This is a genomic window from Vibrio proteolyticus NBRC 13287 (genome assembly GCF_000467125.1).
GTDB lineage: Bacteria > Pseudomonadota > Gammaproteobacteria > Enterobacterales > Vibrionaceae > Vibrio > Vibrio proteolyticus.
Map to the genome: position 1 here is coordinate 185,491 of NZ_BATJ01000002.1, position 22,895 is coordinate 208,385.

The window sequence follows — 22,895 nt, forward strand, 5'->3', positions numbered from 1 at the left end:
ATGCGTTGATGACAAAGCGGGCCACAGGCCCGCTTTTTTGTTTGTTAGCCTTAACGCAAATCGCTGTGCGATGCGCTGCAACTGTGAGGCGTGTTTGCTATGATGTGCGCATAATCAGTGAAGTAAGGATTCAAAATGGACGCTCTTGAACTGCTGTTGAACCGACGTTCAATCGCCAAGCTTTCGGCGCCGGCACCGGAAGGTAAAGCTTTGGAAAACATTATCCGCGCTGGGTTGCGTGCGCCCGATCATGCCGGCTTGACTCCGTGGCGTTTTGTGATTTGCCAGGGGTCGGGTTTGCAGAAACTGGCTGATATTCTGGTCAAGGCTGCTGAAATGGAAAACAGCGAAGATACGGTGATCGATAAACTGAAAAATGCCCCGTTTCGCGCCCCAATGGTGATTGCGGTGATTGCCAGAGTAACGGAACATGAGAAAGTGCCGCCACTGGAACAGTACTTGTCCGCCGGTTGTGCTGCACAGGCGATGCAGATGGCCGCGGTGGCACAAGGTTTTCAGGGCTTCTGGCGTTCAGGCAAGTGGATGTTCCATCCGGAGGTGCACAAAGCGTTTGGCTTACAAGGTGAAGATCAGATCGTTGGCTTCCTGTATCTCGGCACTCCGGGCTGCTCACCAATGAAAGCGCCAGAGCGGGAGCTGGGCAAATTTGTCGAGTATCTGTAACTGGTAAGAGCGCTATCAGAAAGGCCTGTGATATTCACAGGCCTTTTTGTCAGTGGATGTTGTAGGCAATGACGAAATCGATAAACAGACGTACTTTCTCTGGCAGGTGATCTTTGTGGTTGTAGAGCATGTAAATATCACGCGGGTTGGCGCTCCAATCTTCTAATACGCGAACCAGGCTGCCGTCATCGATATACTCACGCAACATCACGTCGGGCATTAGGGTGATCCCAAGCCCGTCAGACACCGCAGAACGCACGACATTCAGCGCGTTGGCCTGGAAACGACCATTATCGTTGTTGACGACGGTTTCGCCCGATGAATTGGACAACTGCCATTTGATCAGTGGATGGCCTTTCAACAACGAGTGATTTGCCAGCTCTTCGGCGTGTTTGGGGGCCGGGTTGTTTTTTAGGTAGTCTGGGCTGGCCACTAAAATGTCTTTGACTTCGCCAATTTTTCTGGCGATCAGGCTGGAGTCACGTTGCGGACCTACGCGGAAAATTACATCCCATTCGGTTGGATCCAACTGATCGGCGTGATTGCTGGTGGTCAGTTCGATATTGATCTCGGAGAACTGTCGCATGAACTCAATAAACATCGGCATCATCATGCGTTTAGTCAGGTTCGATGGGGCAGAAATCTTGATTTTCCCTGCGGCGCCACGGCATTCATCCGTCAATTCTTCTGCGGTCATAGACAAACGTTGTAGCAGCGGGGAACATTCCTGAAAAAAGCGTTCGCCTGCTTCGGTCAATGACAGCTTGCGCGCGTGACGATTGAGCAATCTCAGATTCAGAGCGTCTTCAAGCGCCTGAATGCGTCGGGTGATGGTCGCGACAGGAATCATTGTCTTGCGAGAAGTTGCGGTATAGCTCCCATTTTCGACAACCAGTCGAAATAGGTTGAGATCATCTAATTTCATCATTCCAGACACATCTTATTACGAATTGCGGTAATTTATAGGTATATCAGATGTTAAGGCTTGAGTCACATCAACAACTGGTGATTTTTACGATATTACGTACATATAGTATGTGCCACGAATGAAAAGTGGAACATTTGTATAAAAATAGATTCGCGACTACTTTTTAATAAACATCTAAACTTAAGACTGAAGGCAGCTCAACCCTTACGTGATGAGGGGAGCGCGCGTAATAACAATAATCACGACAGCTGTATTTATTGGAAGTGTGAGGCGAATGCTTATGTATAAAACGCATTATGCGGCTGCGGAGCCGCATCAACAGAGTGCTCACGACCAAAAATTGATTATGTTGGTCGATGACGACCCGATTTTTCGACGAGTGACTTCCGGGTACTTGTCTTCTATTGGTTATCAGGTGCTGGAAGCCGAAGACGGTTTGGACGGGCTGCGAAAGTTACGCAGTGCGGAGCCCGATTTGATTCTGTGTGACCTGTCGATGCCGGTGCTCAGTGGCATTGAATTTGTCGAAGAAGTGAGCCTGGAATATCCGTCGCTGCCGTTGATCGTGGTTTCGGGTACGGATGAAATGTCCGATGTGGCCAAAGCGTTACGCTACGGCATCAAAGATTTTCTGCCTAAACCGATCGGCAATCATGCCAATCTGGGGTGTGCGATAGAAAGTACGTTGGATGATGCTTTCAATCATCTGGCAGACCAGCGGGACTTCTCTAGCCAGTGGTTTCGGGTTGATGGCGGCGATCTACCGGAAGAGCAAGAACTGCATTGGCATCTGGAGTACCTCCAGCATCACCCGAGTGCAGCCAAAGACTTGTTGCATGCCTTGTTGCCAGAGAAAGACACCAGCCAGGGCGCGTGGAAATGCAGCTATCGTATGCTGCAATCAACCGATGTCATGCCGTTGGTGTTTGATTATGCCTGGTTAATGAACGGCCAGTTTGCCTTTTATTTAGTCGACTCCACGTCGAACGACGAGGCGGGGGTAGCAACCACTTTGATGGTCAGAGCGTTGTTCCACGATTATTTGCGCAACTTGAAAAGCTTCAATGCCGATCTGAAAGATCTGGCCTTCATGTTGGAAAAAGGGATCGAGTGCTCGGATTGTGCTGGACCGATTGAGGCGCTCTTTGGTATTGCTGACATGGCGGAAGGCACAATTGCTATCTTGCCTGCTGGTTTGGGCGCGCGTTGGTCCAATGGCTACCACACCCAGAACATTGCCGCTGGCGAATTGCTTGGGCACAACTGCGTGAAAAATTTCACTACCAAAGAATTGCCAATACATTCCGGGTGTCAATTGTCACTCAGCCGGCTTGGTTCGAGCAGTTTTAGCCTGGATATTTTCCAGGGCTCGGCGACCTGATTGGACGTGACGATAAAATCATCAATATAACCTTTCTTTTTATCCGTGTTTGTGGCTTTTTGTTTGAGGTATAGTCTGCACCTCAAACAAAAAAGTCCCAAAACATTAACGTCGAGTTAACCTTGGGGCGACAACAGTCAAGTCACCTACACTAGAGAAGCTCCCAATGGCAGACAAAGATTTTAAAGAACCTTATAATATCTTTTACTTTCTTGGCTTTATCGCCGCACTGTTGATCCCGACGCTCCCAGCGACCTTAACCTGGATTCGTGTATTCAACGGCTACGCGGGATACTAAGCCGCCCGTTGTTTTCAGGAGCTCACCATCAGTATTCGTCGTCTTGGATTAAATATTGTTGGTGTCATCAGTTTATGCCTAGGTATTCTGGGCATAATCTTGCCTCTGTTACCCACCACACCTTTTATTCTTCTCTCCAGCGCGTGTTTCATGCGCAGCAGTCCCCGTTTTCACCGTTGGTTGCATACTCACCCCACGTTTGGCCCTCTGCTGGACAACTGGCATCAGCATCGCGCTGTCACGCGTAAAGTGAAGCAGCGAGGTGCGTTGTTTATTCTCGCCAGTTTTTCTTTTTCAATCTGGTTTGTGCCCCATCTGTGGCTAAAAATGGGTCTGGTCATTTTTCTTGTGCTGCTGATCACCTGGTTTCTGCGTCTGCCAGTCCATGAGTCTGTTGCTAAGCAGGAAGAAAATCACTAGCATTGTGTGGAAGTGTGCCCGCTCTTCGAGTGGGCGTTTGTTTTTTAGGCGAAGTGGTCTTGGCACCGCTCAGTTCAGCTTTACAACTCCCGATAACGACAATTTTGAAAGTGGAGAAGCTCTCGCCCATTGAAGTAAATGAAATTATGACTACAGACACAATCTCTTTCATCAAATCAAGCATCAAATCTATTCAGGACTACCCAAAGCCAGGCATCTTATTCCGTGATGTCACCAGCTTGCTTGAAGATGCCAAGGCGTATCAGGCAACCATTCAATTGCTGGTAGACCGTTATAAAAATATGGGTTTCACTAAAGTGGTCGGGACAGAAGCCCGCGGCTTCTTGTTCGGTGCGCCTTTAGCACTGGAGCTAGGGGTCGGGTTTGTTCCGGTACGCAAGCCGGGGAAACTTCCGCGTGAAACTGTTGCCCAATCTTATGAACTGGAATATGGCGTAGACACGCTGGAAATCCACGTTGATGCGATTGAAGCAGGTGATAAAGTGCTGGTGGTCGATGATTTGTTGGCGACGGGTGGCACCATTGAAGCCACAACTAAGTTGATTCGCCAGTTGGGTGGACACGTGGAGCATGCGGCGTTTGTGATCAACCTGCCTGAAATTGGCGGAGACAAACGCCTGGAAGGCCTGGGCCTGAACGTCTACAGCATTTGTGAGTTTGAAGGACACTGAGTAATTCATGAGTTATCTTGCCTTAGCGCGAAAATGGCGTCCGACCCGCTTTAAAGAAGTGGTGGGACAGGCGCACGTATTGACGGCACTGGAAAATGCGTTAGCACAAAACCGTATCCATCACGCGTACCTGTTCAGTGGGACGCGTGGTGTGGGAAAAACCACCATAGGTCGCTTGTTTGCCAAAGGCCTCAACTGTGAGACTGGTATAACGGCCACACCATGTGGCGAGTGCGCAACGTGTAAGGAGATTGACGAAGGGCGCTTTGTCGATCTGCTGGAAATTGATGCGGCTTCGCGTACCAAAGTAGAAGATACTCGTGAACTGCTTGACAACGTGCAATACAAACCGGCACGAGGTCGTTTTAAGGTCTATCTGATAGACGAAGTTCACATGCTCTCGCGTCACAGTTTTAATGCTCTGTTGAAAACCTTAGAAGAGCCGCCGGAGTATGTGAAATTCTTGCTCGCCACTACGGATCCGCAGAAATTGCCGGTGACCATTTTGTCACGCTGCTTGCAGTTTCACTTAAAGCCCATCAGTGTCGATAACATTCACCAGCAATTGGAACATATTCTCGATGCCGAAGGCGTAGAGGCCGATGCACGTGCGTTGGGTATGATCGCCCACGCGGCAGATGGCAGTATGCGAGATGCCCTCAGTCTGACCGACCAAGCGATCGCGTTGGGCAATGGCTTAGTGGAAGCCGACAGCGTCGCGCACATGCTGGGGACACTGGATACCGATCAGGCCATTCATCTGCTGGAAGCCATCAGCAGTAAGCAGGCGCAAACGGCGATGGATGCCATCCAGGTTTTGGCGCAAAACGGCGTAGAGTGGGATGGTTTGCTTCAGCAACTGGCCACACAGTTACACCGGATTGCGATGTACCAGGCATTGCCATCCACGCTGGATAAAGCGCAGCCTGATGCGGAAAAGATCGAGTTGCTAAGCCGGACACTGTCTCCTCAGGATGTCCAGTTGTACTACCAAATTGCGTTGAAAGGCAGAGATGACCTGCCACTGGCACCAACCGAGCGAATCGGGCTGGAAATGGTGGTGTTGCGGATGATGGCGTTTCGCCCGGCGTCCGGTGCGATTGTAAACAGCATCAGTACAGCCACGCTGCAAGCTGCCATTCCGAATTCAGGCCAGAGTCTGGCGGCGCCGGCCAAGCCTCAACCTGTCGCTGAGCAACCGGTACAGCCTAACCAACCGACGGCCGCCCCACATACAGTGAATGTTGCACCGGAATACGATTTACCTCCAACCGATTACGAACCTTATGGTGAAAGTGAAGTGCCGCCGGCTTATGATGCGCCGCGTCAGATGACGCCCGCGTCCTCACCTGAACCGGTACAGTCGCCGACACCATCGACAGCGCCTCAGGAGCGCTCTGGGTCTTCACTGAGCGGTTTACGGCATCAACTGCGTTCACAGCGTCAGGGACTCAAAGGCAATCAGCCTCATCCATCTCCGGACACCAAAGCGGAGCCGGGCGTAAAAAAGTCTAGTGCGGCATCAGCCAAGAAAGAATCAGTCCTTGATCGTGTTGCGCAGAAACACGGCACGGTGCGGATGTCGCCAGCTCAACTCGCTAAGCACGCGGCGGTGCCGCAGGCTCCGGCCGAGGATGAACCTTATCAGTGGAAGCCGGCCAACCCGGTGGTGGAAGTGAAGAAACAGGAACTGACACCGACCGAGATCAAAAAGGCGCTTGAGCACGAGAAGACGCCGGAAATGGCGCAGAAACTGGTTGAGGAATCCATCCGTCAGGATGAATGGACTGCCTTGATTGAAAAACTGCACACCGCCAAGCTGGTTCAACAATTGGCGCTGAACTCGTCGTTTCGTAAAGACGGATCGACGATAGAGCTTGCACTGCGGCAGCATCAGGCTCATCTCAACACCGACAAAGCGCAGCAGGAGCTATTGGCCGCCCTGAACGCCGAGCTGGGTGAAGAGTGTCATCTGAGCGTTGTGATCAGTGAGGATGGAGAAACCCCGTTGGAAGTGCGCGATCGTCTGTACAAAGAAAAGCTTGAGCAGGCGTTTGTCAGTCTGGATAACGATCCGCACGTTCAGTTTATTGAGCGCCGATTTGCCGCACAATTAGATCGCGAGAGTGTCCGTCCGGTCTAGAATTAAAGCATAGGGTTGAAAACGCGAGTTTTCGGCCCCATAAACAGTGAAACATCGATTAACCAGAGAGATAAACATGTTTGGTAAAGGCGGTATGGGCAATCTAATGAAGCAAGCCCAGCAAATGCAAGAGCGCATGCAAAAGCTTCAAGAAGAAATCGCTAATATGGAAGTAACAGGTGAATCTGGTGCCGGTCTGGTAAAAGTGACCATCACCGGTAGCCACAGCGTGCGTCGCGTTGACATCGATGAAAGCCTGATGGAAGACGACAAAGAGATGCTGGAAGACCTGATTGCTGCTGCGTTTAACGATGCGGCTCGTCGCGTTGAAGAAACCCAGAAAGAAAAAATGGCGGGCGTGACTGGTGGAATGCAATTGCCACCAGGCATGAAAATGCCATTCTAAATAAGTGATTCGTTAATGCGTACCAGTCATATGCTGGAGCATTTGATGGAGGCCTTACGTTGTCTGCCTGGGGTAGGTCCCAAGTCGGCTCAACGTATGGCCTTTCATTTGTTACAGCGGGATAGAAAAGGTGGTTTACAGCTGGCTGATGCACTCAGTCAGGCCATGACTGAAATCGGTCACTGCTCTGAATGCCGCACGTTTACCGAAGAAGAAGTCTGCCATATCTGTACCAATCCCAAGCGTCAGGAGAATGGCCAGATCTGTGTGGTTGAGAGCCCGGCAGATATTGCGGCGGTGGAAGCCACTGGTCAGTATTCTGGACGTTACTTCGTGCTGATGGGGCATCTGTCTCCTTTGGATGGGATTGGACCAAGCGATATTGGTCTGGATGCTCTGGATTATCGTCTGCGTCGCGGAGACGTCACAGAAGTGATCCTGGCAACCAACCCGACGGTAGAAGGCGAAGCCACGGCACATTACATCGCTGAATTGTGTCATGAGCATGAAGTGGCAGCCAGCCGAATCGCGCACGGTGTACCAGTTGGTGGCGAGCTGGAGCTGGTGGACGGCACTACGTTGTCACACTCTTTGCTTGGACGTCAAAAGCTGTAAGCACTACCAGTGATATATAAAAAAGCCGCTGATTCATCAGCGGCTTTTTTGTGCGGGTCAGTCACGTTATTTTTGCGTTTGACCAGCAATCGCCTTGTACGCAATCGCCCCCAGAACTGCACCGATAATTGGAGCAACCCAGAACAGCCACAATTGCGATGTCGCCCAATCGCCAACGTATAACGCAACACCGGTGCTTCGTGCAGGGTTAACGGAGGTGTTGGTGACCGGAATGCTGATAAGGTGGATCAGTGTCAGACACAAACCAATCGCGATGGGGGCGAAGCCCTGAGGCGCACGCTGGTCTGTCGCACCCAGAATCACCAACAGGAACATCATGGTCATGACGACTTCGGTAATCAGTGCGGCAACCATGGAGTAACCACCCGGAGAGTGTTCACCGTAACCGTTGGTCGCAAAACCTGAAGAGACAACATCAAAACCAGGCTGGCCCGAAGCGATAAGGAACAGCACACCGCCGGCGATAAGACCACCGGCTACCTGTGCGATAATGTAAGGGGCTATTTCTTTGGCTGCAAAACGGCCGCCAGCCCACAAGCCAATGGTGACTGCCGGATTAAGATGGCAGCCTGAAATATGGCCAATCGCGTATGCCATGGTGAGAACGGTCAGGCCAAACGCGAGAGCAACGCCCAAAAAGCCAATACCGACATCCGGAAACCCCGCAGCCAGAACAGCGCTGCCGCAGCCACCAAGTACCAGCCAGAAGGTACCGAACATTTCGGCTAAATATTTGTTCATCAGTATTCCTAATCGTGTGTAGTGAAAGAACCCGGAGAACATAGTGGAGAAATGTCAGCGCAGTGTGAGGGAACCGCTACGAACGTCGGCGCAAGCCGCTTAAGTCGCGGAAGTCTTATTGTTGGAACACGAGTCAGTGAATGAGACAGGATCGCATGTATGGTATAGCTTGAGCCGACGCAATTCAGGTTAGCTGTTCTAGTTCGGTGATGTTGTTTAGCGCTTCTTGATTGGTCGTACCGCACACCACTGGGCATGGTTTGAATTCATGGCAGACTTTTGGCCGCTCAGGCTGACCAAACAGCTTACACAGATTCTGTTCGTTCAGCTGCACGCAGCGCACACCCGCAGGCTTGCCATCTGGCATGCCGGGGATCGGGGAAGAGATGCTTGGAGCGATACAACAGGCGCCACAGCCCAAACGACAATCCATAATAATCCCCTTAAACGTCAAATAAGGGCGCTATTATCAGGATTTTTGCTTGAAATGGAAGTCTTGCCCGGGTCGGGAAAGGGAGCACACTGGCGCGCAAGCAAAGGCTTTGTGCGCCAGGTGACTGAATCAAAGGGCTATTTGATGAAGCGGTTGTAGACAAACAGCAAAATAAATGCACCCAATGTGGCGGTTACAATACTGCCAATGTTGACACCATCGGCTTTACCAAAGCCAAGCATTTGACCGACAAACCCACCGACAAACGCACCACCGATACCCAGTAGCATAGTGGCAATCCAGCCGCCACCATCTTTACCTGGCATCAGCCACTTTGCCAGTGCGCCTGCGATCAGACCAAGAATGATCCAAGAAATAATGCCCATGTGCACTCCTTTTATGCAGCTTATTAAGACTTTATAAGGATAGACTACAAGACAAAGGTAATGAGTCAGTTTTGTGAGACGCAGGGAACGAGTGGCGATTTTTTGTTCATGCTTGCACTTTTGTACTGAGAGCGGTATAAATCGCCCCCCGTTTAAAGATTAAGAAGTCGTCCTATGAACAGTCCATTCTGGCAAAGCAAATCCCTGGAACAAATGACCGAAGAGGAATGGGAATCCCTTTGTGATGGTTGTGGTAAATGCTGCCTGCACAAATTGATGGATGAAGACTCGGACGAAGTGTACTACACCAACGTGGCGTGCAGTTGGCTGAATGACAAAACGTGCTCTTGCAAAGATTATCCGAACCGTTTCAGCTCAGGCGAAGAGTGCCTGAAACTGACGCGTGAGAAGATTCATGAGTTTCACTGGTTGCCGGATACCTGTGCGTATCGTCTATTATCGGAGCAACAGCCGCTTCCTGCCTGGCATCCGCTTATTACCGGTTCAAAATCCGCGATGCATGCCGCCGGAGAAAGCGTGCGCAATAAAGTCGTGTATGAAATCGATGTGGTGGACTGGGAAGATCACATCATCAATCATCCCGGTCGCAACTAGACAGGCAGGGTTTTCAGCTGACTGAAGATGCTGAAAACCCGGTCTATAACAGCCAAAAAACGCTTTCATGCGGCTTGGTCGCCATTACGGCGTGCCGTTGTCGTTTGGTTAAATGTACCCCAATGCCTGCTTTTTGAACATCTCTGCTGTTTATTAACAAAGGTTAATGATTCTGAACTCATCGATACGTAAATTTAGTTTCCCCATATAAGGAGAAATTAATGATCCATTGGAAAGTCAAAAAATTTCAAGATTTGACCGCTGATGAGCTTTACACGCTGTTGAGGCTGAGATGTGAAATTTTCATCGTTGAATTCAATACTCCATACAATGACTTAGACGGCAAAGACACCCATCCTGAAACCTTACATGTGATGGGGTATGATTCTGAAAAACTGGTCGCTTACAGTCGCATTATGCCTGAGCGCTTGGGATACCCCGCCGAAGTGATGGATCAAATAAAATCCGAGGACAACGATGTTTCGATTGGCAGGGTGGTGGTAGACAAACAATATCGCGGCCAAAAACTGGGGAATGTGTTGATGGATGTGAGTTTTGAAACCACCCGTGAACTCTACCCAGAAAAATCAATTTTTATTTCCGCGCAAGCACACCTGAAAGACTACTACGGCCGGTTGGGGTTTGATGTCATCACTGACCGTTATCAGGAAGATGGATGCACCATGCTCGGACTTCGTTTTGAGGTCAATACGCAGGCCTAGCGAGCACTTGAGTGATTGCGGGGGAGGGTTAACACCTGCATTTCCGAGAGGTGGGTCATCGCGCAATAAAAAAGGCGGCTGGGAAAGCCGCCAAAACCACAGAGTGAAAGGGTTGAGGGTTGGAAAACTCAGGCGACAACCAGGAAGAAGATGGCGGTCGCGACGATACCGATCAGCGCGTATGGGAACTGCGTGATCGCGTGTTGCATGGACGTACAGCCGGAACCTTGAGCCGACAGGACAGTGGAGTCACTGAAGAAGCATGAATGACTGCCAGCCGCCGACGCTGACAACAGCGCAGCAACGGTAAGATGCAGTGGCACGCCAAGTTGTTCGCCCAGAGGCAACACGATTGGCATGGCGACCGCAAACACGCCCCAGGAAGAGGCGGTAGAGAACACCAGTCCACCGGTGATCAGGAAGATGATGGCCGGGAAGTATTGCGCTGACAAATGTGGGCTGACGGTTTCGATCACAAACTGGGTCACCCCGAGAGAATCATTGACACTTTTTAGCATAAAGCCGCCAATCACGGTCGCCAACGGCAGCAACATCACTTTAATACCGTCGTAAATGGCTTCAAACATGTCGTTCATCGACACCAGTTTCTGCAGGCCGTAGAAGCAGATAGTAAAGATGATTGCGGTGAAAACGCCTGCCAGCAGGTCAATACCGAAGTACCAGCTCGCGCCCACCAGAACCACCATTGGTAACAAGAAATTCACCAGTCCCATGGTCGGATTCGAGTGTGCTTTGACCTCAGAACCAAAGTCAATGTCGGTGGCGCCATCCGGGCGAACCTGCCCTCCACGGGCGCGTTGTTCTGCACGCTTCATCGCCCCCAGATCTGGAATCTTTTCCAAGGCTACCAACAGGACAATCACCAGCGTGATCCAGCCGTAGGCCATATACGGGATCGCCTCGATGTAAGCGGTGATGCCTTTACCTGGTTCCGCGACGTCGTTGGCTTCCAGTAGGGAGCTGAAGAAAATCGCCCAGGTCGAAATTGGTACGATGATACAGATTGGAGCGGCGGTGGAGTCCACCAGATACGCTAGCTTCTCACGCGAAATTTTATAGCCATCAGTGACTTTCTTCATCGAGGAGGAGATGGCGATCGCGTTGAGGTAGTCATCGATAAAAATCACGATACCCAGAACGAACGTCATTACCATGGATTGTTTACGGCTTTTCACTTTAGTGACCAGAAGGTCGGAAAAACTCAGAATGCTGCCGCCTTTTTCCAAAATGGCAATCAGGCCGCCCATTAAGCCACACACCAGAATGATCCAGGCAATGGTTTCATTCATCATGACGTCCATCGAAATGGTCACGATTTGCTCAACGGCTTCGGCCGGGTTCAGCAGCAGCACGCCAGCTATGGCGCCACTGAACAAAGCTTCGACAGTACGGTGAGTGGTGAGTGCAAAGACCAGCACCAGGGCTGTTGGTAGCAGGCTAATCCAGCCGTAGGCTTCGCCATCAGTGTGGTTCAGGCCGAGGGTCGTGAAAAGTACAAAGGTTGCAACCACCAACAGGCTGACGAGTAGATGTGAGGTGTTAAACTTAAGCGGCGTATCCAGCGCCTTGGTTTGCGTAGTCATAAAGCTGAGTTCCTTTCGTTAAGCCGAGTGCAACATCCAGTCGATTTCCAAAGGGGTGATCACCCGTTCAAAGTCGGCCAGTTCGCTGTTTTTGCATGCAAGATAGAGATCAATAAACGCGGAGGACAAATACTGAGTCAGTTCACTCTGAGCCAGTTGATCCAGAGCATCGGACATCCTTACCGGTAGCTCTGGAGCGTCATCGCTGAGCGGTGGAGGGCACTGCTCCGGTGTATATTTGTCGCTTGCCAGCACGGCAGACAGTACCACGGCTGCCAGAATGTAAGGGTTGACGTCTGCCCCCGCAATTCGGTGTTCAATCCGGCGGTTTTTGGCGTCGCTGACGGGCACCCGTAATGCCACACCTCGGTGGTTCTCGCCCCAGTCGGCGCGAGTTGGCACGTAGGCTCCGGGTACAAAGCGTCGGTATGAATTGACGTTGGGGCAGATGAGCGCCATTGCGCCGGCAGACTGGGCCAGCATGGCGGCGAGAGTTTGGTAGAACAGCGGACTGGCGGTGCCATCTGATGCGCTGAAATGATTGTTGCCGGCGGAATCGGTCAGGCTGAGATGAATGTGCATTCCATTGCCGGCTTCTTCATTAAAGGGTTTGGCCATAAAGGTGGCGTCAAACCCGTGCTTGTGTGCCATCTGGCGGATCAGGCGCTTCGCGAGAATGATTTCATCACAGGCGCGCAGCACGTCACCAGAGTGGTTAAAGTTGATTTCGAATTGACCCGGTGCCGATTCTGAAAGTGCGCCAGCGGTGTTCAGCCCTTGTGCATCGGCAGCGGCGTTCAAATCCCGCAAAAAGTCGGCATAGTCGTCCAGGCCATCAATGTCATACACTTCGGTGTCTTTTTCTCGCGTGTGCTTAGTTGGATTGATGGCAGTTTGCAGCTGCCCGTGCTCGCCGCGCTGTTTATCTATCAGATAAAACTCCAGCTCAAGCGCCACACAAGGGTACATATCGCGCTGCTGTAACTGACTGAGCATCTTCTCGACGATGTTACGGATAAACAGCGGGTTGGGTTGCTCGCCTGAGTCATCCATCATGGTCAACAACAGTTGGCCAGTGTGGGGTTTGGCGGTGGGTAACAGTGAACCCGCAATAGGCATACATAAATTATCCGGCTCGCCCAGATCTTCACCCAGTCCGGCAGATTCGACAACATTGCCTTTGGTATCCAGCGTAATTGTCGACACAGGAAGTGCGACGCCTTTCGCCAGTTTTTCCAGAGCCTCTACCGGAATGCGTTTGCCACGTGGTGTGGCATTAATGTCAGTGAATATCAGATCCACAAACTCAATGTCTGGCCAGGTTTGTCTAAAATTTTTAACTTCCTGTAAAAATGATTCCATGATTTCCGCTCCTGGTTTCGCTCGTGCGCCAACCGAAATTGAATGTTAACAAAAACACTACACTTCTAACCTTTTAAAATGAGAATTTATTTTAAATTGCTTATAAAACAAATGGATAAACTGTTATTTGTGTGTTTTGTTTCTTTATTTTTATTTCGTGTGTTAACTATTTTTTAACAGTTGATTTTATTTTGCTCAATATTTCGAGCGGTTTTTATGCTTTTTTTGACCAAAAAGGAGGTGACTGTCACGCTTTTACGCATCATTTACGCTCTATCGTTGAAAATTTTGTACGTGACTTGTAGGTTTTTTGTTAAATAAATCGAACGTGGTGGAAAGATGTCTGACAAAAGAAAGCCAATCATCGGTCTGGTGAGTTGCAGTAAGGAACTGGCCGGTTATCAAATTCAGGCACTGAATGCCTTCTATCTGGACGCGGTCACCGATTTTGGTGGGATTCCGGTTATTTTGCCATCCGCTATCGCCGGTGACGATCTTGACGCTGCACTGGCACTGTGTGACGGACTGTTGTTTCCGGGTAGCCATTCGAACGTCGCACCACACCGCTATCAGGCCCAGCACCAAGAAAGCAAAACCGATGAAGCGCGTGATGAGCTGTCACTGCACCTGTTGCGTCTGGCAATAGACAAAAACATTCCTTGTCTGGGAATTTGCCGTGGTTTTCAGGAAATGAACGTCGCACTGGGTGGAAGCCTCAATCCGGCGGTTCATGAATCCGGATACGCCGATCATCGTGAGCGCCAGACCAGTGATTTTGCCGAGAAATACGCGCCGGCGCATGCAGTCCTGGTTCAGAAAGACAGCTTGTTTGAACAGTGGCTGGTGGACAATCGCTGGGAAAATGTCAGTTATTTTGAAGTGAATACTTTGCACAACCAGGGGGTCGATGCACTGGCTCCTGGTTTGCGCGTGGAAGCCAAAGCGCCTGACGGTCTGGTGGAAGCCTTCAGTTTACCGGAGCACAAATTCTTTGTTGGCGTGCAGTGGCACCCAGAATGGCAAGCGAAAAGTAATCATTTCTCACAGATTTTATTCAAAGAATTTATCATGTCAGCTTCTCACTAAAAGTAGGAGTTGCATGAATGGACAATCAACTGGTTGGTAAAAATATTGTTCAACTACGTAAATCACATGGATTGTCACAGCGCGAGCTGGCCGAAAAAGCCGGGATTACACACAGTGCCATTTCGTCGATTGAAAATGGCAAAGTCAGCCCTTCGGTCAGTTCGCTGCAAAAAATAGTGAATGTGTTTTCACTGTCTCTGTCGGAGTTTTTCACTTTTGAGCAACACAATAAAGAAGCCAAAGTGGTACTGAAAGCAGAAGAGTTAATAGAGATGGGCAGTGAATCTGTCTCGATGAAGCTGGTAAGCAATGGAACCAAGGATCAGGTTATTGGCTTTCTGATTGAAGAGTATCAGCCTCACAGTACGACAGGTGCTGCAGAAATCAAACATGAGGGAGAAGAAGTCGGTACCGTACTAGAGGGTGAAATCACGCTTGAGTATAACGGTCAGATCTATCTTCTCACGCAAGGGGAGTCGTACGTCATTGACACGACGGTTCCGCATAAATTTACTAATCATACCGACAAGGCTTGCAGGATGATCAGCGCACATACGCCAACGACATTCTAGCTTCCCTGGCGGTGACCAAGGAGAGCGTATGAAATCGCAGGAGCAATGGATTGAACTGAGAGATCAACTGACAATCGAAAATCGGGCCTTCATCAATGGAGAATACTGCGCGGCGCTGAGCCAGCAGACACTGGCAGTGGTCAACCCTGCCACGGATGAAACCCTGACCGAGATTGCCCGTTGTCAGGAAGAAGACGTAAATCTTGCGGTGACATACGCTCGTCAAGCCTTTCATGCTGGACTTTGGAGCCAGTGTGCCCCAGCGGAGCGTAAAGCCACACTGTACCGCTTTGCGGATCTGATTGATCAACACGTCGATGAGCTGGCGTTACTGGAAACGCTGGATACGGGAAAACCGATTGCTCATAGTGTTAGCACCGACATTCCAGGTGCCGCCAAATCTTTGCGTTGGTATGCAGAAGCCATCGACAAAGTGTACGGCGAAGTGGCGCCGACCGAAAAAGATGTTCACGCTTATATTTCTCATCAACCCATCGGGGTGGTAGCGGCCGTGGTTCCGTGGAACTTCCCGTTGTGGATTGCCTGCTGGAAGCTAGGGCCAGCGCTGGCGGCTGGTAACAGCGTGATCCTCAAACCATCAGAAAAATCGTCTTTAACCGCCATCTTTCTGGGCAAATTGGCCAAGCAGGCGGGGCTACCAGACGGTGTTTTCCAGGTGATCACAGGCTACGGACATGAAGCGGGTGAGGTGCTGGCGCGTCATACCGATGTCGACTGCATTGCGTTTACCGGTTCAACTCGTGTCGCTGGCCATCTTATGGTCTGCTCCGGTGAAACGAACCTCAAACGTGTGTGGGCCGAAGCCGGGGGGAAGAACGCCAACATCGTGTTCGAGGACTACGCTGACTTAGACAATGCGGCGGCGGAAACCGCAGCCGGATGCTTCTATAACCAGGGGGAAGTCTGTGTTGCTGCGACGCGTTTGCTGGTTCATGAAAGCATTAAAGACATGTTCATTGATAAAGTGATCACGGCCGCGCAGCGCTTTGCGCCTAAAGATCCACTTGATCCTACTTCCAGCATGGGCGCGCTGATCGATCAGGAACACAAAGCCAAAGTCCTCAGTTATGTCGAATTGGGCAAGCAAGCCGGAGCAGTCCAGCGCTGTGGCGGTGATACCGGACAGCGAGGTGCGTTTGTGGCACCGGTGATCCTGGATAACGTCGATAATCAGATGCAGGTCGCGCAAGAAGAAATTTTCGGCCCGGTACTGTGTGTGATTACCTTCAAAACTGAACAGGAAGCGATTGCTATCGCCAATGACTCTCAATATGGGCTGGGTGCGGCGCTGTGGAGCGACAGCATCAATCGCGTTCACCGTGTGGCCAAGCAACTGCAAGCAGGCTCTGTCTGGGTCAACAACTACAACGAAGGCGATATGACCGTGCCTTTTGGTGGCTTCAAAATGAGCGGTAACGGCCGTGATAAATCACTGCACGCCATAGAGAAGTTTACCGAAACCAAAACCACCTGGATTCGTCTCCAACCTTAAGCCTGACGCCGATTAAACAAGGAAGACCACAATGAATAAACATACAGATTCATATTATGCTCATTCGATTGAGAATGTAAGTGAGTACCCACAACTGCGTGATGATATCGAGTGTGACGTGTGTATCGTTGGCGCTGGCTTTTCAGGGCTGTCCTCGGCGCTGCACTTGGCTGAGAAAGGCTTTAATGTCGTGGTGCTGGAAAGCGCAAAAGTCGGCTTTGGTGCCACAGGTCGTAATGGAGGCCAGATCGTCAACAGTTACAGCCGGGATGTGGATGTGATTGAAAGCCGCTACGAGCCTTCTCAGGCCAAAGCACTGTGCGACATGATATTTGAAGGCGGCGACATAATCCGCGGCTTGATTGATAAGTATGACATTGACTGCGACCTCAAACATGGCGGGCTGTTTACCGCATTGAACCATAAGCAGCTCAAAGGGTTGGAAGAGCATAAAAAACACTGGGAGCGTTACGGCAATCATCAGTTGAGCATGCTGGATGCGTCGGAGCTGGAAGAGAAAGTCGGTACGCAGGCTTACGTGGGGGGCTTACTGGACATGCGTGGCGGTCATATTCACCCATTAAAACTGGCGCTGGGCGAAGCCGCTGCCGTGACGGCTCTGGGCGGCAAGATCTTCGAACAATCGGGTGTGACTTCGATAGAGAAAGGCCTCAACCCTGTGGCTCGGACAGAGCAAGGGAGCGTGAAATGCAAATATCTGGTACTGGCAGGCAATGCGTACCTGGGCGGCCTGGCCCCGAATATCAGTAACAAAGCAATTCCATGTGGAACGCAAGTGGTGACCACAGAGCCGTTGTCCGACGCACAATTGAAAGAAATTTTGCCCAGTGATTACTGTGTCGAAGACTGCAATTATCTGCTTGATTACTTCCGTCTCACCGCGGACAAACGCCTGTTGTTCGGCGGCGGTGTGGTATACGGTGCTCGCGATCCGAACAACGTCGAGGCTTTGATCCGCCCCAAGCTGGAAAAAGTGTTCCCTCAGCTTAAGGGCATCGGGGTTGACTACGCCTGGACCGGCAACTTCTTGCTGACTTACTCCCGTATGCCGCAATTCGGTTCATTTGCAGACAATATTTACTACCTGCAAGGCTACAGTGGTCACGGTGTGACCTGTACTCACCTGGCAGGGAAGTTGTTGGCGGAAGCGTTGACAGGGCATGCAGAGCGTTTTGATGCATTTGCATCGCTGAAACATTACGCCTTCCCGGGCGGTCGTCATTTCCAAATCCCATTTACTGCCATCGGCGCGGCTTACTACAACTTGCGCGATAAGCTGGCGATCTAATCGGTTATTGAAACAAATACAGAGAAAGAAAATCTCATGAGTCATGTCGTCAAATTTGCAGCCCTTCAGCTGACCAAAAGCTGGGATCTGGACAATAACCTTGCTAAAGCGAAGGCCGCCATCCGCGACGCGGCGGCCAATGGTGCCAATGTTATCGTGCCTCAGGAACTGTTCGCGGCGCCCTATTTTTGTAAAAAGCAGGAAGCCAAATATTTTGAACTGGCGGAAGAGACGGAAAACTGCCGTCTTATCCAGGAGATGAGCGCTTTGGCGAAGGAGCTGGGCGTGGTGATTCCGGTTAGCTACTTTGAAAAAGCCGGCAACACATTTTTTAACTCCCTGGTGATGATCGACGCAGACGGCCGTGTACTGGAGAACTACCGCAAGTCACACATTCCGGATGGACCGGGTTACAGTGAAAAATACTACTTCAGCCCGGGCGATACCGGATTCAAAGTGTGGCAGACCCGCTTTGGAAAATTTGGTGTGGGCATCTGTTGGGACCAGTGGTTCCCAGAGCTGGCACGCAGTCTGGCGCTGAATGGTGCCGAAGCGATTTTTTACCCCACCGCCATTGGCAGTGAGCCTCAGGATCCAACGCTCGATTCACGTGATCACTGGCAACGAACCATGCAGGGGCATTCGGCGGCCAATCTGGTGCCAGTGATTGCGGCTAACCGAACGGGCGTTGAGGTCGATGACGGTATCGAAACGACGTTCTATGGCTCTTCGTTTATTACCGACCACACTGGCGCCAAGTTGGCAGAAGCGCCACGTAATGAAGAGGCAATCATCTATGCGGAAATTGACCTGCAGGCCACGGCCAAAGCGCGCCATGCGTGGGGATTGTTCCGTGACCGTCGACCGGATTTGTATACCAGTGTGGGCAAGCTGGCTGTGTAGTGGGGTGAGGTATGCAACTGACGACCACTCCTAAAGAAGATGGTTTCCGCTTTCCAGCCGAGTTTGACCTGGTCTGCCAGGTTTGGCTGGCCTGGCCGGAACGTACGGACAACTGGCGTGATGGTGCCAGACCCGCGCAGCAGACGTTTGCCCGCGTGGCGAACGCGATCGCAGAAGTGACGCGAGTTTATGTCGCGGTAAGTGCACGTCAGTTTGATCGCGCACGTCACTTATTGCATCCGTCAGTGCGTTTGGTGGAAATGCCGTATAACGATGCCTGGATGCGTGATATTGGTCCGACTGTTCTGGTGAATGGTCGCGGTGCACGTCGCGGTATCAGTTGGCAATTTAATGCCTGGGGCGGTGAATTTAATGGCCTGTATGACAACTGGCAGTTTGATGACCAGGTGGCGGCGAACGTGTGCGATATTGTAGGGATTGACTATTATCAGGCTCCGTTCGTGCTGGAAGGTGGATCGATTCACACCGACGGTCAAGGCACATTATACACCACCGAAGAGTGCCTGCTTAGTCCGGGACGCAATCCGGATTTGAGCAAACCAGAGCTGGAATCACAGCTTGAAACCTATCTGGGCATTGAAAAAGTTATCTGGTTGCCACAGGGACTGTACAACGATGAAACGGACGGGCATGTGGATAATCTGATGCACGTGATTGCTCCGGGCAAAGTGGTACTCAGCTGGACCGACGATCCCTCCGATCCCCAATTTGAACTGTCGCGGGAAGCCGAACGCGTACTGAGCAGCGAACACGACGCAAAGGGGAGGCAAATCGAGATCATCAAACTGCCGATCCCCGGGCCTCTCTACTACAGTGATGTGGAGGCGGGAGGCATTGATAACAGCGACGGTATGAACCGCAGCGCCGGTGAACGTCTCAGCGCGTCTTACGCCAATTTCCTAATGGTGAATGGGCATGTGTTTCTGCCTTTGCTGGACGAAGCGACAGATGCCGATGCGATGGCCATTTTGCAGCGTGCACTTCCGGATTATCAGATCATCGGTATCCCGACCCGGGAAGTGTTACTCGGCGGTGGCAACATACACTGTATCACCCAACAAATACCAGCCTGATGTACGCCGTTCGATCAGGCATCAATTCATCGGCTCTCTTGCATCGCGGGACAATCAAAGAGAGCGAGGTAAAAAGGAACTACCATGCAGCAGATTCACAATCAAAGCTTACTTTCGTTTCTGGTCAATAGCGACAACTCCTCGGTCGAGGTGACCAACCCGGCAACGGGTGAATCGATCGGTTATGCGCCCGTCTCATCGGATTCGGCGATCATTAATGGTATCGAGCGGGCACATCGCGCGCAAAAATCCTGGGCGAAACAGTCGGCTAAACAGCGTGCGGCCATTTTACAACGCTGGTACCAGCTGATCGTCGAGAATAAATCCGATCTGGCCAGGCTGATGACGCTGGAGCAGGGGAAGCCACTGGCAGAGGCGCAGGGTGAAGTACTGTATGGCGCGAGTTTTATCGAATGGTTTGCTGAGGAAGCCAAGCGCACTTACGGTGATGCGATTCCGGCGCCATCCGCCGACAAGCGTATTGTCACCATCAAGCAGCCCATTGGTGTGGCGTGTGCGATCACCCCGTGGAACTTTCCGATTGCGATGATCACTCGCAAGGCTGGTCCGGCGCTGGCGGCGGGCTGCACCTTTATGGTTAAGCCGTCCGAATCAACGCCACTGTCAGCGTTTGCTGTCGCTGAGCTGGCCTATCAGGCCGGGGTACCACGCGATGTGCTGCAAGTGGTGCTGGGCGAAAGTTCACGTCAGGTGGGAGCCATTTTTACTTCTCATCCGTTGATCCGCAAGTTGTCGTTCACCGGTTCGACTCAGGTCGGGCGTGTTCTGATGGAGCAAAGCGCCAAAGACATCAAACGCACGTCGATGGAACTGGGTGGGAATGCTCCGTTTATTGTTTTCGATGATGCGGATTTGGATGCTGCGGTGAAAGGCGCCATCGCGTCGAAATTTCGCAACGCCGGTCAGACATGTGTGTGCGCCAACCGTTTCTACGTACACAGCAAGGTTTACGACGAGTTTGTTGCCAAGTTTGATGCGGCGGTTCAACAACTCAAGATCGGGAATGGCCTGGAAACGGGAGTGAACATCGGCCCGGTGATCAGCGAATCGGCTAAACAGGGCATTCAGGCGTTACTGAACCGCGCCATTGAACAAGGCGCCGAACCCGTGACCGCGCCACAGGCGCTCGACGGGCTGTTCATGCAGCCGGTGGTACTGAAAAACGTGACGCATGACATGGAGATTGTTCAGGAAGAGATCTTTGGTCCGATTGCTCCGGTGATGCGATTTGACAGCGACGAGGCACTGATTGAAATGGCCAACGACACCATCTATGGCCTGGCCTCTTATTTCTACAGTCAGAACATTCACCGGGTCTGGCAGATTGCCGAAGCGCTTGAATACGGCATGGTCGGCATTAACGAAGGCATCATCTCGACCGAGGTCGCCCCGTTTGGCGGTGTGAAACAGTCCGGCATAGGCCGTGAAGGCGCCAAGCAAGGGATTGATGAATATATGGACGTGAAATACCTCTGCTTTGGCGGAAATTAATCAAGGAACCGAATCATGACAAATCAACAATGGCACCAAAGAAGAAACAACGTGATTGCTCAGGGGATGGGCGCGCTGTATCCGCTGTACGTCGAGCGAGCGGAAAACGCCTACGTGTGGGACATTGAAGGTAATCAGTACATTGATTTCGCGGCAGGGATCGCAGTGACCAACACCGGCCATAGCCACCAACGCATAACTGAAGCGGTGAAAGCGCAAATTGATCATTTCTCGCACACCTGTGCGATGGTCACGCCGTATGCCTCGTTTGTTGAACTGGCGGAAAAACTGACCGTTCTGGCCCCCGGAGACAGTGACAAAAAAGCGATCTTTCTGACAACCGGTGCTGAAGCGGTGGAAAATGCGGTGAAAATCGCTCGCGCGCATACCGGACGCAGCGGCGTAATTGCGTTCAAAGGTGGTTTTCATGGCCGGACCAATATGACCATGGGGCTGACCGGAAAAGTCACCCCCTACAAAGCGGGTTTTGGTCCGTTCCCGAACGAGATTTACCACGCACCTTATCCGAACGTCTTGCATGGTATTAGTGTGGAAGACAGCCTGCAGGCGATCGAAGATCTGTTTGCCTGTGATATCGAACCTGGGCGTGTGGCGGCGATGATTTTTGAGCCGGTGCAGGGTGAAGGCGGCTTTTATCAGGCGCCAGCGGCGTTTGCTCAGGCGCTCCGGGCACTGTGTGATAAGCATGGGATTGTGCTGATTGCCGATGAGATTCAGACCGGTTTTGCCCGAACGGGGAAAATGTTTGCGACCGAGTACCTCGGCATTGAACCGGACTTAATGACCATGGCAAAAGGCATCGCGGGCGGCTTCCCGATTTCAGCAGTGGTGGGGAAAGCCCATGTTATGGACTCAGCGGCGCCTGGCGGTCTGGGGGGGACCTATGCGGGCTCTGCTCTGGGGTGCGTGGCGGGGTTGGAAGTATTGAACATCATTGCTGAAGAAGATCTGTGCAATAAAGCCGTCGGGATTGGTGAGGTGGTCAATGCCCGCCTTACGGCATTACAGGCATCGGTTCCGGCGATCGCCGACGTGCGCACGCTGGGCGCCATGATGGCGATTGAGTTCAGCGACCCCCAGACCGGCCAGCCGTTACCGGAAGTGACCAAAGCGGTGATCGCTCAAGCGCAGGAAAATGGTCTGATTCTGCTGTCGTGCGGGGTGAAAGGAAACGTGATCCGTCTGCTGCCCCCTCTGACGATTGAACCGGAAGTCTTGAGCGAAGGTCTCGATCGACTGGAAAACGTCCTCCTCCAGGTCGCCAAGTAATCTGAGTGTTCTTGGCTTTTCGCCCCGCGCTGTGTCGCGGGGCTTTTTTTATGTAAACGGACACCCCGCTGACAATACGGCACAGAAAGACGTCTCATCTTGATATAAAATACAGAATACATTGAGACAGTTATGCGCCATCATTCCGACGGCCGTTGTACGATA

24 protein-coding genes are annotated in these 22,895 nt (G+C 51.5%); 18 read left to right on the forward strand and 6 right to left on the reverse strand.

Annotation, left to right across the window (positions count from 1 at the left end):
• Positions 1–135: 135 nt before the first annotated feature.
• Positions 136–684 carry an NAD(P)H nitroreductase gene (locus VPR01S_RS03440; RefSeq protein ID WP_021703909.1) on the forward strand — a complete coding sequence of 183 codons (549 nt, stop codon included), beginning with the start codon at positions 136–138 and terminating at the stop codon, positions 682–684.
• Positions 685–733: 49 nt separating this feature from the next.
• Here the strand turns inward: VPR01S_RS03440 and VPR01S_RS03445 are convergent, their stop codons facing one another.
• Entirely contained in the window at positions 734–1,609 is an 876-nt protein-coding gene (locus VPR01S_RS03445) for a LysR family transcriptional regulator (RefSeq protein WP_040902254.1), read from the reverse strand.
• 283 nt (positions 1,610–1,892) lie between these two features.
• Here VPR01S_RS03445 and VPR01S_RS03450 point away from each other — a divergent pair, with 283 nt between their 5' ends.
• The 7 genes from VPR01S_RS03450 to recR all read left to right on the forward strand — a co-directional run bounded on the left by VPR01S_RS03450 (position 1,893) and on the right by recR (position 7,567).
• Positions 1,893–2,993, forward strand: coding sequence for a response regulator (locus VPR01S_RS03450; protein WP_040902232.1), 1,101 nt, complete (start codon positions 1,893–1,895; stop codon positions 2,991–2,993).
• Positions 2,994–3,159: 166 nt separating this feature from the next.
• Positions 3,160–3,291, forward strand: coding sequence for a hypothetical protein (locus tag VPR01S_RS23135; RefSeq protein WP_021703912.1), 132 nt, complete (start codon positions 3,160–3,162; stop codon positions 3,289–3,291).
• Positions 3,292–3,345: 54 nt separating this feature from the next.
• The gene (locus VPR01S_RS03460; RefSeq protein ID WP_052035725.1) at positions 3,346–3,711 is read left to right on the forward strand and encodes a YbaN family protein; all 366 of its coding nucleotides are present in this window, start codon (positions 3,346–3,348) and stop codon (positions 3,709–3,711) included.
• 146 nt (positions 3,712–3,857) lie between these two features.
• The gene (gene apt, locus VPR01S_RS03465) at positions 3,858–4,403 is read left to right on the forward strand and encodes an adenine phosphoribosyltransferase (protein ID WP_021703914.1); all 546 of its coding nucleotides are present in this window, start codon (positions 3,858–3,860) and stop codon (positions 4,401–4,403) included.
• A gap of 7 nt (positions 4,404–4,410) precedes the next feature.
• The gene (gene dnaX, locus VPR01S_RS03470; protein WP_021703915.1) at positions 4,411–6,546 is read left to right on the forward strand and encodes a DNA polymerase III subunit gamma/tau; all 2,136 of its coding nucleotides are present in this window, start codon (positions 4,411–4,413) and stop codon (positions 6,544–6,546) included.
• 76 nt (positions 6,547–6,622) lie between these two features.
• Positions 6,623–6,952, forward strand: a complete 330-nt coding sequence (locus VPR01S_RS03475) for a YbaB/EbfC family nucleoid-associated protein (RefSeq protein ID WP_021703916.1) — start codon at positions 6,623–6,625, stop codon at positions 6,950–6,952.
• Between the two features lie 15 nt (positions 6,953–6,967).
• Complete coding sequence (gene recR, locus VPR01S_RS03480; RefSeq protein WP_021703917.1) at positions 6,968–7,567, forward strand: recombination mediator RecR; 600 nt, start codon at positions 6,968–6,970, stop codon at positions 7,565–7,567.
• 66 nt (positions 7,568–7,633) lie between these two features.
• On the opposite strand, the gene aqpZ is transcribed toward recR, so the two are convergent.
• The 3 genes from aqpZ to VPR01S_RS03495 all read right to left on the reverse strand — a co-directional run bounded on the left by aqpZ (position 7,634) and on the right by VPR01S_RS03495 (position 9,148).
• The gene (gene aqpZ, locus VPR01S_RS03485) at positions 7,634–8,329 is read right to left on the reverse strand and encodes an aquaporin Z (RefSeq protein WP_021703918.1); all 696 of its coding nucleotides are present in this window, start codon (positions 8,327–8,329) and stop codon (positions 7,634–7,636) included.
• A gap of 184 nt (positions 8,330–8,513) precedes the next feature.
• Entirely contained in the window at positions 8,514–8,762 is a 249-nt protein-coding gene (locus tag VPR01S_RS03490) for a YkgJ family cysteine cluster protein (protein ID WP_021703919.1), read from the reverse strand.
• A 137-nt stretch (positions 8,763–8,899) separates the two neighbouring features.
• A complete protein-coding gene (locus VPR01S_RS03495) occupies positions 8,900–9,148 on the reverse strand; it encodes a GlsB/YeaQ/YmgE family stress response membrane protein (RefSeq protein WP_021703920.1) in 249 nt (82 codons plus the stop codon).
• Positions 9,149–9,322: 174 nt separating this feature from the next.
• Between VPR01S_RS03495 and VPR01S_RS03500 the strand changes: the two genes are divergently transcribed.
• Together VPR01S_RS03500 and VPR01S_RS03505 are read left to right on the forward strand one after the other, a co-directional pair.
• Positions 9,323–9,763, forward strand: a complete 441-nt coding sequence (locus VPR01S_RS03500) for a YcgN family cysteine cluster protein (protein WP_021703921.1) — start codon at positions 9,323–9,325, stop codon at positions 9,761–9,763.
• A 221-nt stretch (positions 9,764–9,984) separates the two neighbouring features.
• Positions 9,985–10,485, forward strand: a complete 501-nt coding sequence (locus VPR01S_RS03505; protein WP_021703922.1) for a GNAT family N-acetyltransferase — start codon at positions 9,985–9,987, stop codon at positions 10,483–10,485.
• A 128-nt stretch (positions 10,486–10,613) separates the two neighbouring features.
• Here VPR01S_RS03505 and VPR01S_RS03510 read toward each other — a convergent pair whose 3' ends face one another.
• Both VPR01S_RS03510 and VPR01S_RS03515 read right to left on the reverse strand, forming a co-directional pair.
• Complete coding sequence (locus VPR01S_RS03510; protein ID WP_021703923.1) at positions 10,614–12,089, reverse strand: Na+/H+ antiporter NhaC family protein; 1,476 nt, start codon at positions 12,087–12,089, stop codon at positions 10,614–10,616.
• A gap of 18 nt (positions 12,090–12,107) precedes the next feature.
• Complete coding sequence (locus VPR01S_RS03515; protein ID WP_021703924.1) at positions 12,108–13,451, reverse strand: glutamine synthetase family protein; 1,344 nt, start codon at positions 13,449–13,451, stop codon at positions 12,108–12,110.
• Between the two features lie 339 nt (positions 13,452–13,790).
• Here VPR01S_RS03515 and VPR01S_RS03520 point away from each other — a divergent pair, with 339 nt between their 5' ends.
• The 8 genes from VPR01S_RS03520 (at position 13,791) to gabT (ending at position 22,730) form a co-directional block, all read left to right on the forward strand.
• Complete coding sequence (locus VPR01S_RS03520) at positions 13,791–14,537, forward strand: gamma-glutamyl-gamma-aminobutyrate hydrolase family protein (protein WP_021703925.1); 747 nt, start codon at positions 13,791–13,793, stop codon at positions 14,535–14,537.
• A gap of 17 nt (positions 14,538–14,554) precedes the next feature.
• On the forward strand, positions 14,555–15,109 hold the full coding sequence (puuR, locus tag VPR01S_RS03525) for an HTH-type transcriptional regulator PuuR (RefSeq protein ID WP_021703926.1): 555 nt from the start codon (positions 14,555–14,557) through the stop codon (positions 15,107–15,109).
• A gap of 28 nt (positions 15,110–15,137) precedes the next feature.
• Positions 15,138–16,622: an aldehyde dehydrogenase gene (locus tag VPR01S_RS03530; RefSeq protein ID WP_021703927.1), complete on the forward strand. Its 1,485-nt coding sequence runs from the start codon at positions 15,138–15,140 to the stop codon at positions 16,620–16,622.
• Positions 16,623–16,653: 31 nt separating this feature from the next.
• Entirely contained in the window at positions 16,654–17,931 is a 1,278-nt protein-coding gene (locus VPR01S_RS03535) for an NAD(P)/FAD-dependent oxidoreductase (RefSeq protein WP_021703928.1), read from the forward strand.
• 36 nt (positions 17,932–17,967) lie between these two features.
• A complete protein-coding gene (gene aguB / locus VPR01S_RS03540; protein WP_021703929.1) occupies positions 17,968–18,834 on the forward strand; it encodes an N-carbamoylputrescine amidase in 867 nt (288 codons plus the stop codon).
• 11 nt (positions 18,835–18,845) lie between these two features.
• The gene (aguA, locus tag VPR01S_RS03545) at positions 18,846–19,928 is read left to right on the forward strand and encodes an agmatine deiminase (protein ID WP_021703930.1); all 1,083 of its coding nucleotides are present in this window, start codon (positions 18,846–18,848) and stop codon (positions 19,926–19,928) included.
• 84 nt (positions 19,929–20,012) lie between these two features.
• Complete coding sequence (locus VPR01S_RS03550) at positions 20,013–21,440, forward strand: NAD-dependent succinate-semialdehyde dehydrogenase (RefSeq protein WP_021703931.1); 1,428 nt, start codon at positions 20,013–20,015, stop codon at positions 21,438–21,440.
• 15 nt (positions 21,441–21,455) lie between these two features.
• Positions 21,456–22,730 (forward strand): 4-aminobutyrate--2-oxoglutarate transaminase, encoded by a 1,275-nt coding sequence (gabT, locus tag VPR01S_RS03555; RefSeq protein ID WP_021703932.1) that lies wholly within the window; start codon positions 21,456–21,458, stop codon positions 22,728–22,730.
• Positions 22,731–22,895 lie beyond the last annotated feature (165 nt).

What these genes read in the sequence shown, in the direction of transcription:
- VPR01S_RS03440 (WP_021703909.1), top strand. Translation starts at nt 136, where the DNA reads ATGGACGCTCTTGAACTGCTGTTGAACCGACGTTCAATCGCCAAGCTT.
- VPR01S_RS03445 (WP_040902254.1), bottom strand. Translation starts at nt 1,609, where the DNA reads ATGAAATTAGATGATCTCAACCTATTTCGACTGGTTGTCGAAAATGGG.
- VPR01S_RS03450 (WP_040902232.1), top strand. Translation starts at nt 1,893, where the DNA reads ATGTATAAAACGCATTATGCGGCTGCGGAGCCGCATCAACAGAGTGCT.
- VPR01S_RS23135 (WP_021703912.1), top strand. Translation starts at nt 3,160, where the DNA reads ATGGCAGACAAAGATTTTAAAGAACCTTATAATATCTTTTACTTTCTT.
- apt (WP_021703914.1), top strand. Translation starts at nt 3,858, where the DNA reads ATGACTACAGACACAATCTCTTTCATCAAATCAAGCATCAAATCTATT.
- dnaX (WP_021703915.1), top strand. Translation starts at nt 4,411, where the DNA reads ATGAGTTATCTTGCCTTAGCGCGAAAATGGCGTCCGACCCGCTTTAAA.
- VPR01S_RS03475 (WP_021703916.1), top strand. Translation starts at nt 6,623, where the DNA reads ATGTTTGGTAAAGGCGGTATGGGCAATCTAATGAAGCAAGCCCAGCAA.
- recR (WP_021703917.1), top strand. Translation starts at nt 6,968, where the DNA reads ATGCGTACCAGTCATATGCTGGAGCATTTGATGGAGGCCTTACGTTGT.
- aqpZ (WP_021703918.1), bottom strand. Translation starts at nt 8,329, where the DNA reads ATGAACAAATATTTAGCCGAAATGTTCGGTACCTTCTGGCTGGTACTT.
- VPR01S_RS03490 (WP_021703919.1), bottom strand. Translation starts at nt 8,762, where the DNA reads ATGGATTGTCGTTTGGGCTGTGGCGCCTGTTGTATCGCTCCAAGCATC.
- VPR01S_RS03495 (WP_021703920.1), bottom strand. Translation starts at nt 9,148, where the DNA reads ATGGGCATTATTTCTTGGATCATTCTTGGTCTGATCGCAGGCGCACTG.
- VPR01S_RS03500 (WP_021703921.1), top strand. Translation starts at nt 9,323, where the DNA reads ATGAACAGTCCATTCTGGCAAAGCAAATCCCTGGAACAAATGACCGAA.
- VPR01S_RS03505 (WP_021703922.1), top strand. Translation starts at nt 9,985, where the DNA reads ATGATCCATTGGAAAGTCAAAAAATTTCAAGATTTGACCGCTGATGAG.
- VPR01S_RS03510 (WP_021703923.1), bottom strand. Translation starts at nt 12,089, where the DNA reads ATGACTACGCAAACCAAGGCGCTGGATACGCCGCTTAAGTTTAACACC.
- VPR01S_RS03515 (WP_021703924.1), bottom strand. Translation starts at nt 13,451, where the DNA reads ATGGAATCATTTTTACAGGAAGTTAAAAATTTTAGACAAACCTGGCCA.
- VPR01S_RS03520 (WP_021703925.1), top strand. Translation starts at nt 13,791, where the DNA reads ATGTCTGACAAAAGAAAGCCAATCATCGGTCTGGTGAGTTGCAGTAAG.
- puuR (WP_021703926.1), top strand. Translation starts at nt 14,555, where the DNA reads ATGGACAATCAACTGGTTGGTAAAAATATTGTTCAACTACGTAAATCA.
- VPR01S_RS03530 (WP_021703927.1), top strand. Translation starts at nt 15,138, where the DNA reads ATGAAATCGCAGGAGCAATGGATTGAACTGAGAGATCAACTGACAATC.
- VPR01S_RS03535 (WP_021703928.1), top strand. Translation starts at nt 16,654, where the DNA reads ATGAATAAACATACAGATTCATATTATGCTCATTCGATTGAGAATGTA.
- aguB (WP_021703929.1), top strand. Translation starts at nt 17,968, where the DNA reads ATGAGTCATGTCGTCAAATTTGCAGCCCTTCAGCTGACCAAAAGCTGG.
- aguA (WP_021703930.1), top strand. Translation starts at nt 18,846, where the DNA reads ATGCAACTGACGACCACTCCTAAAGAAGATGGTTTCCGCTTTCCAGCC.
- VPR01S_RS03550 (WP_021703931.1), top strand. Translation starts at nt 20,013, where the DNA reads ATGCAGCAGATTCACAATCAAAGCTTACTTTCGTTTCTGGTCAATAGC.
- gabT (WP_021703932.1), top strand. Translation starts at nt 21,456, where the DNA reads ATGACAAATCAACAATGGCACCAAAGAAGAAACAACGTGATTGCTCAG.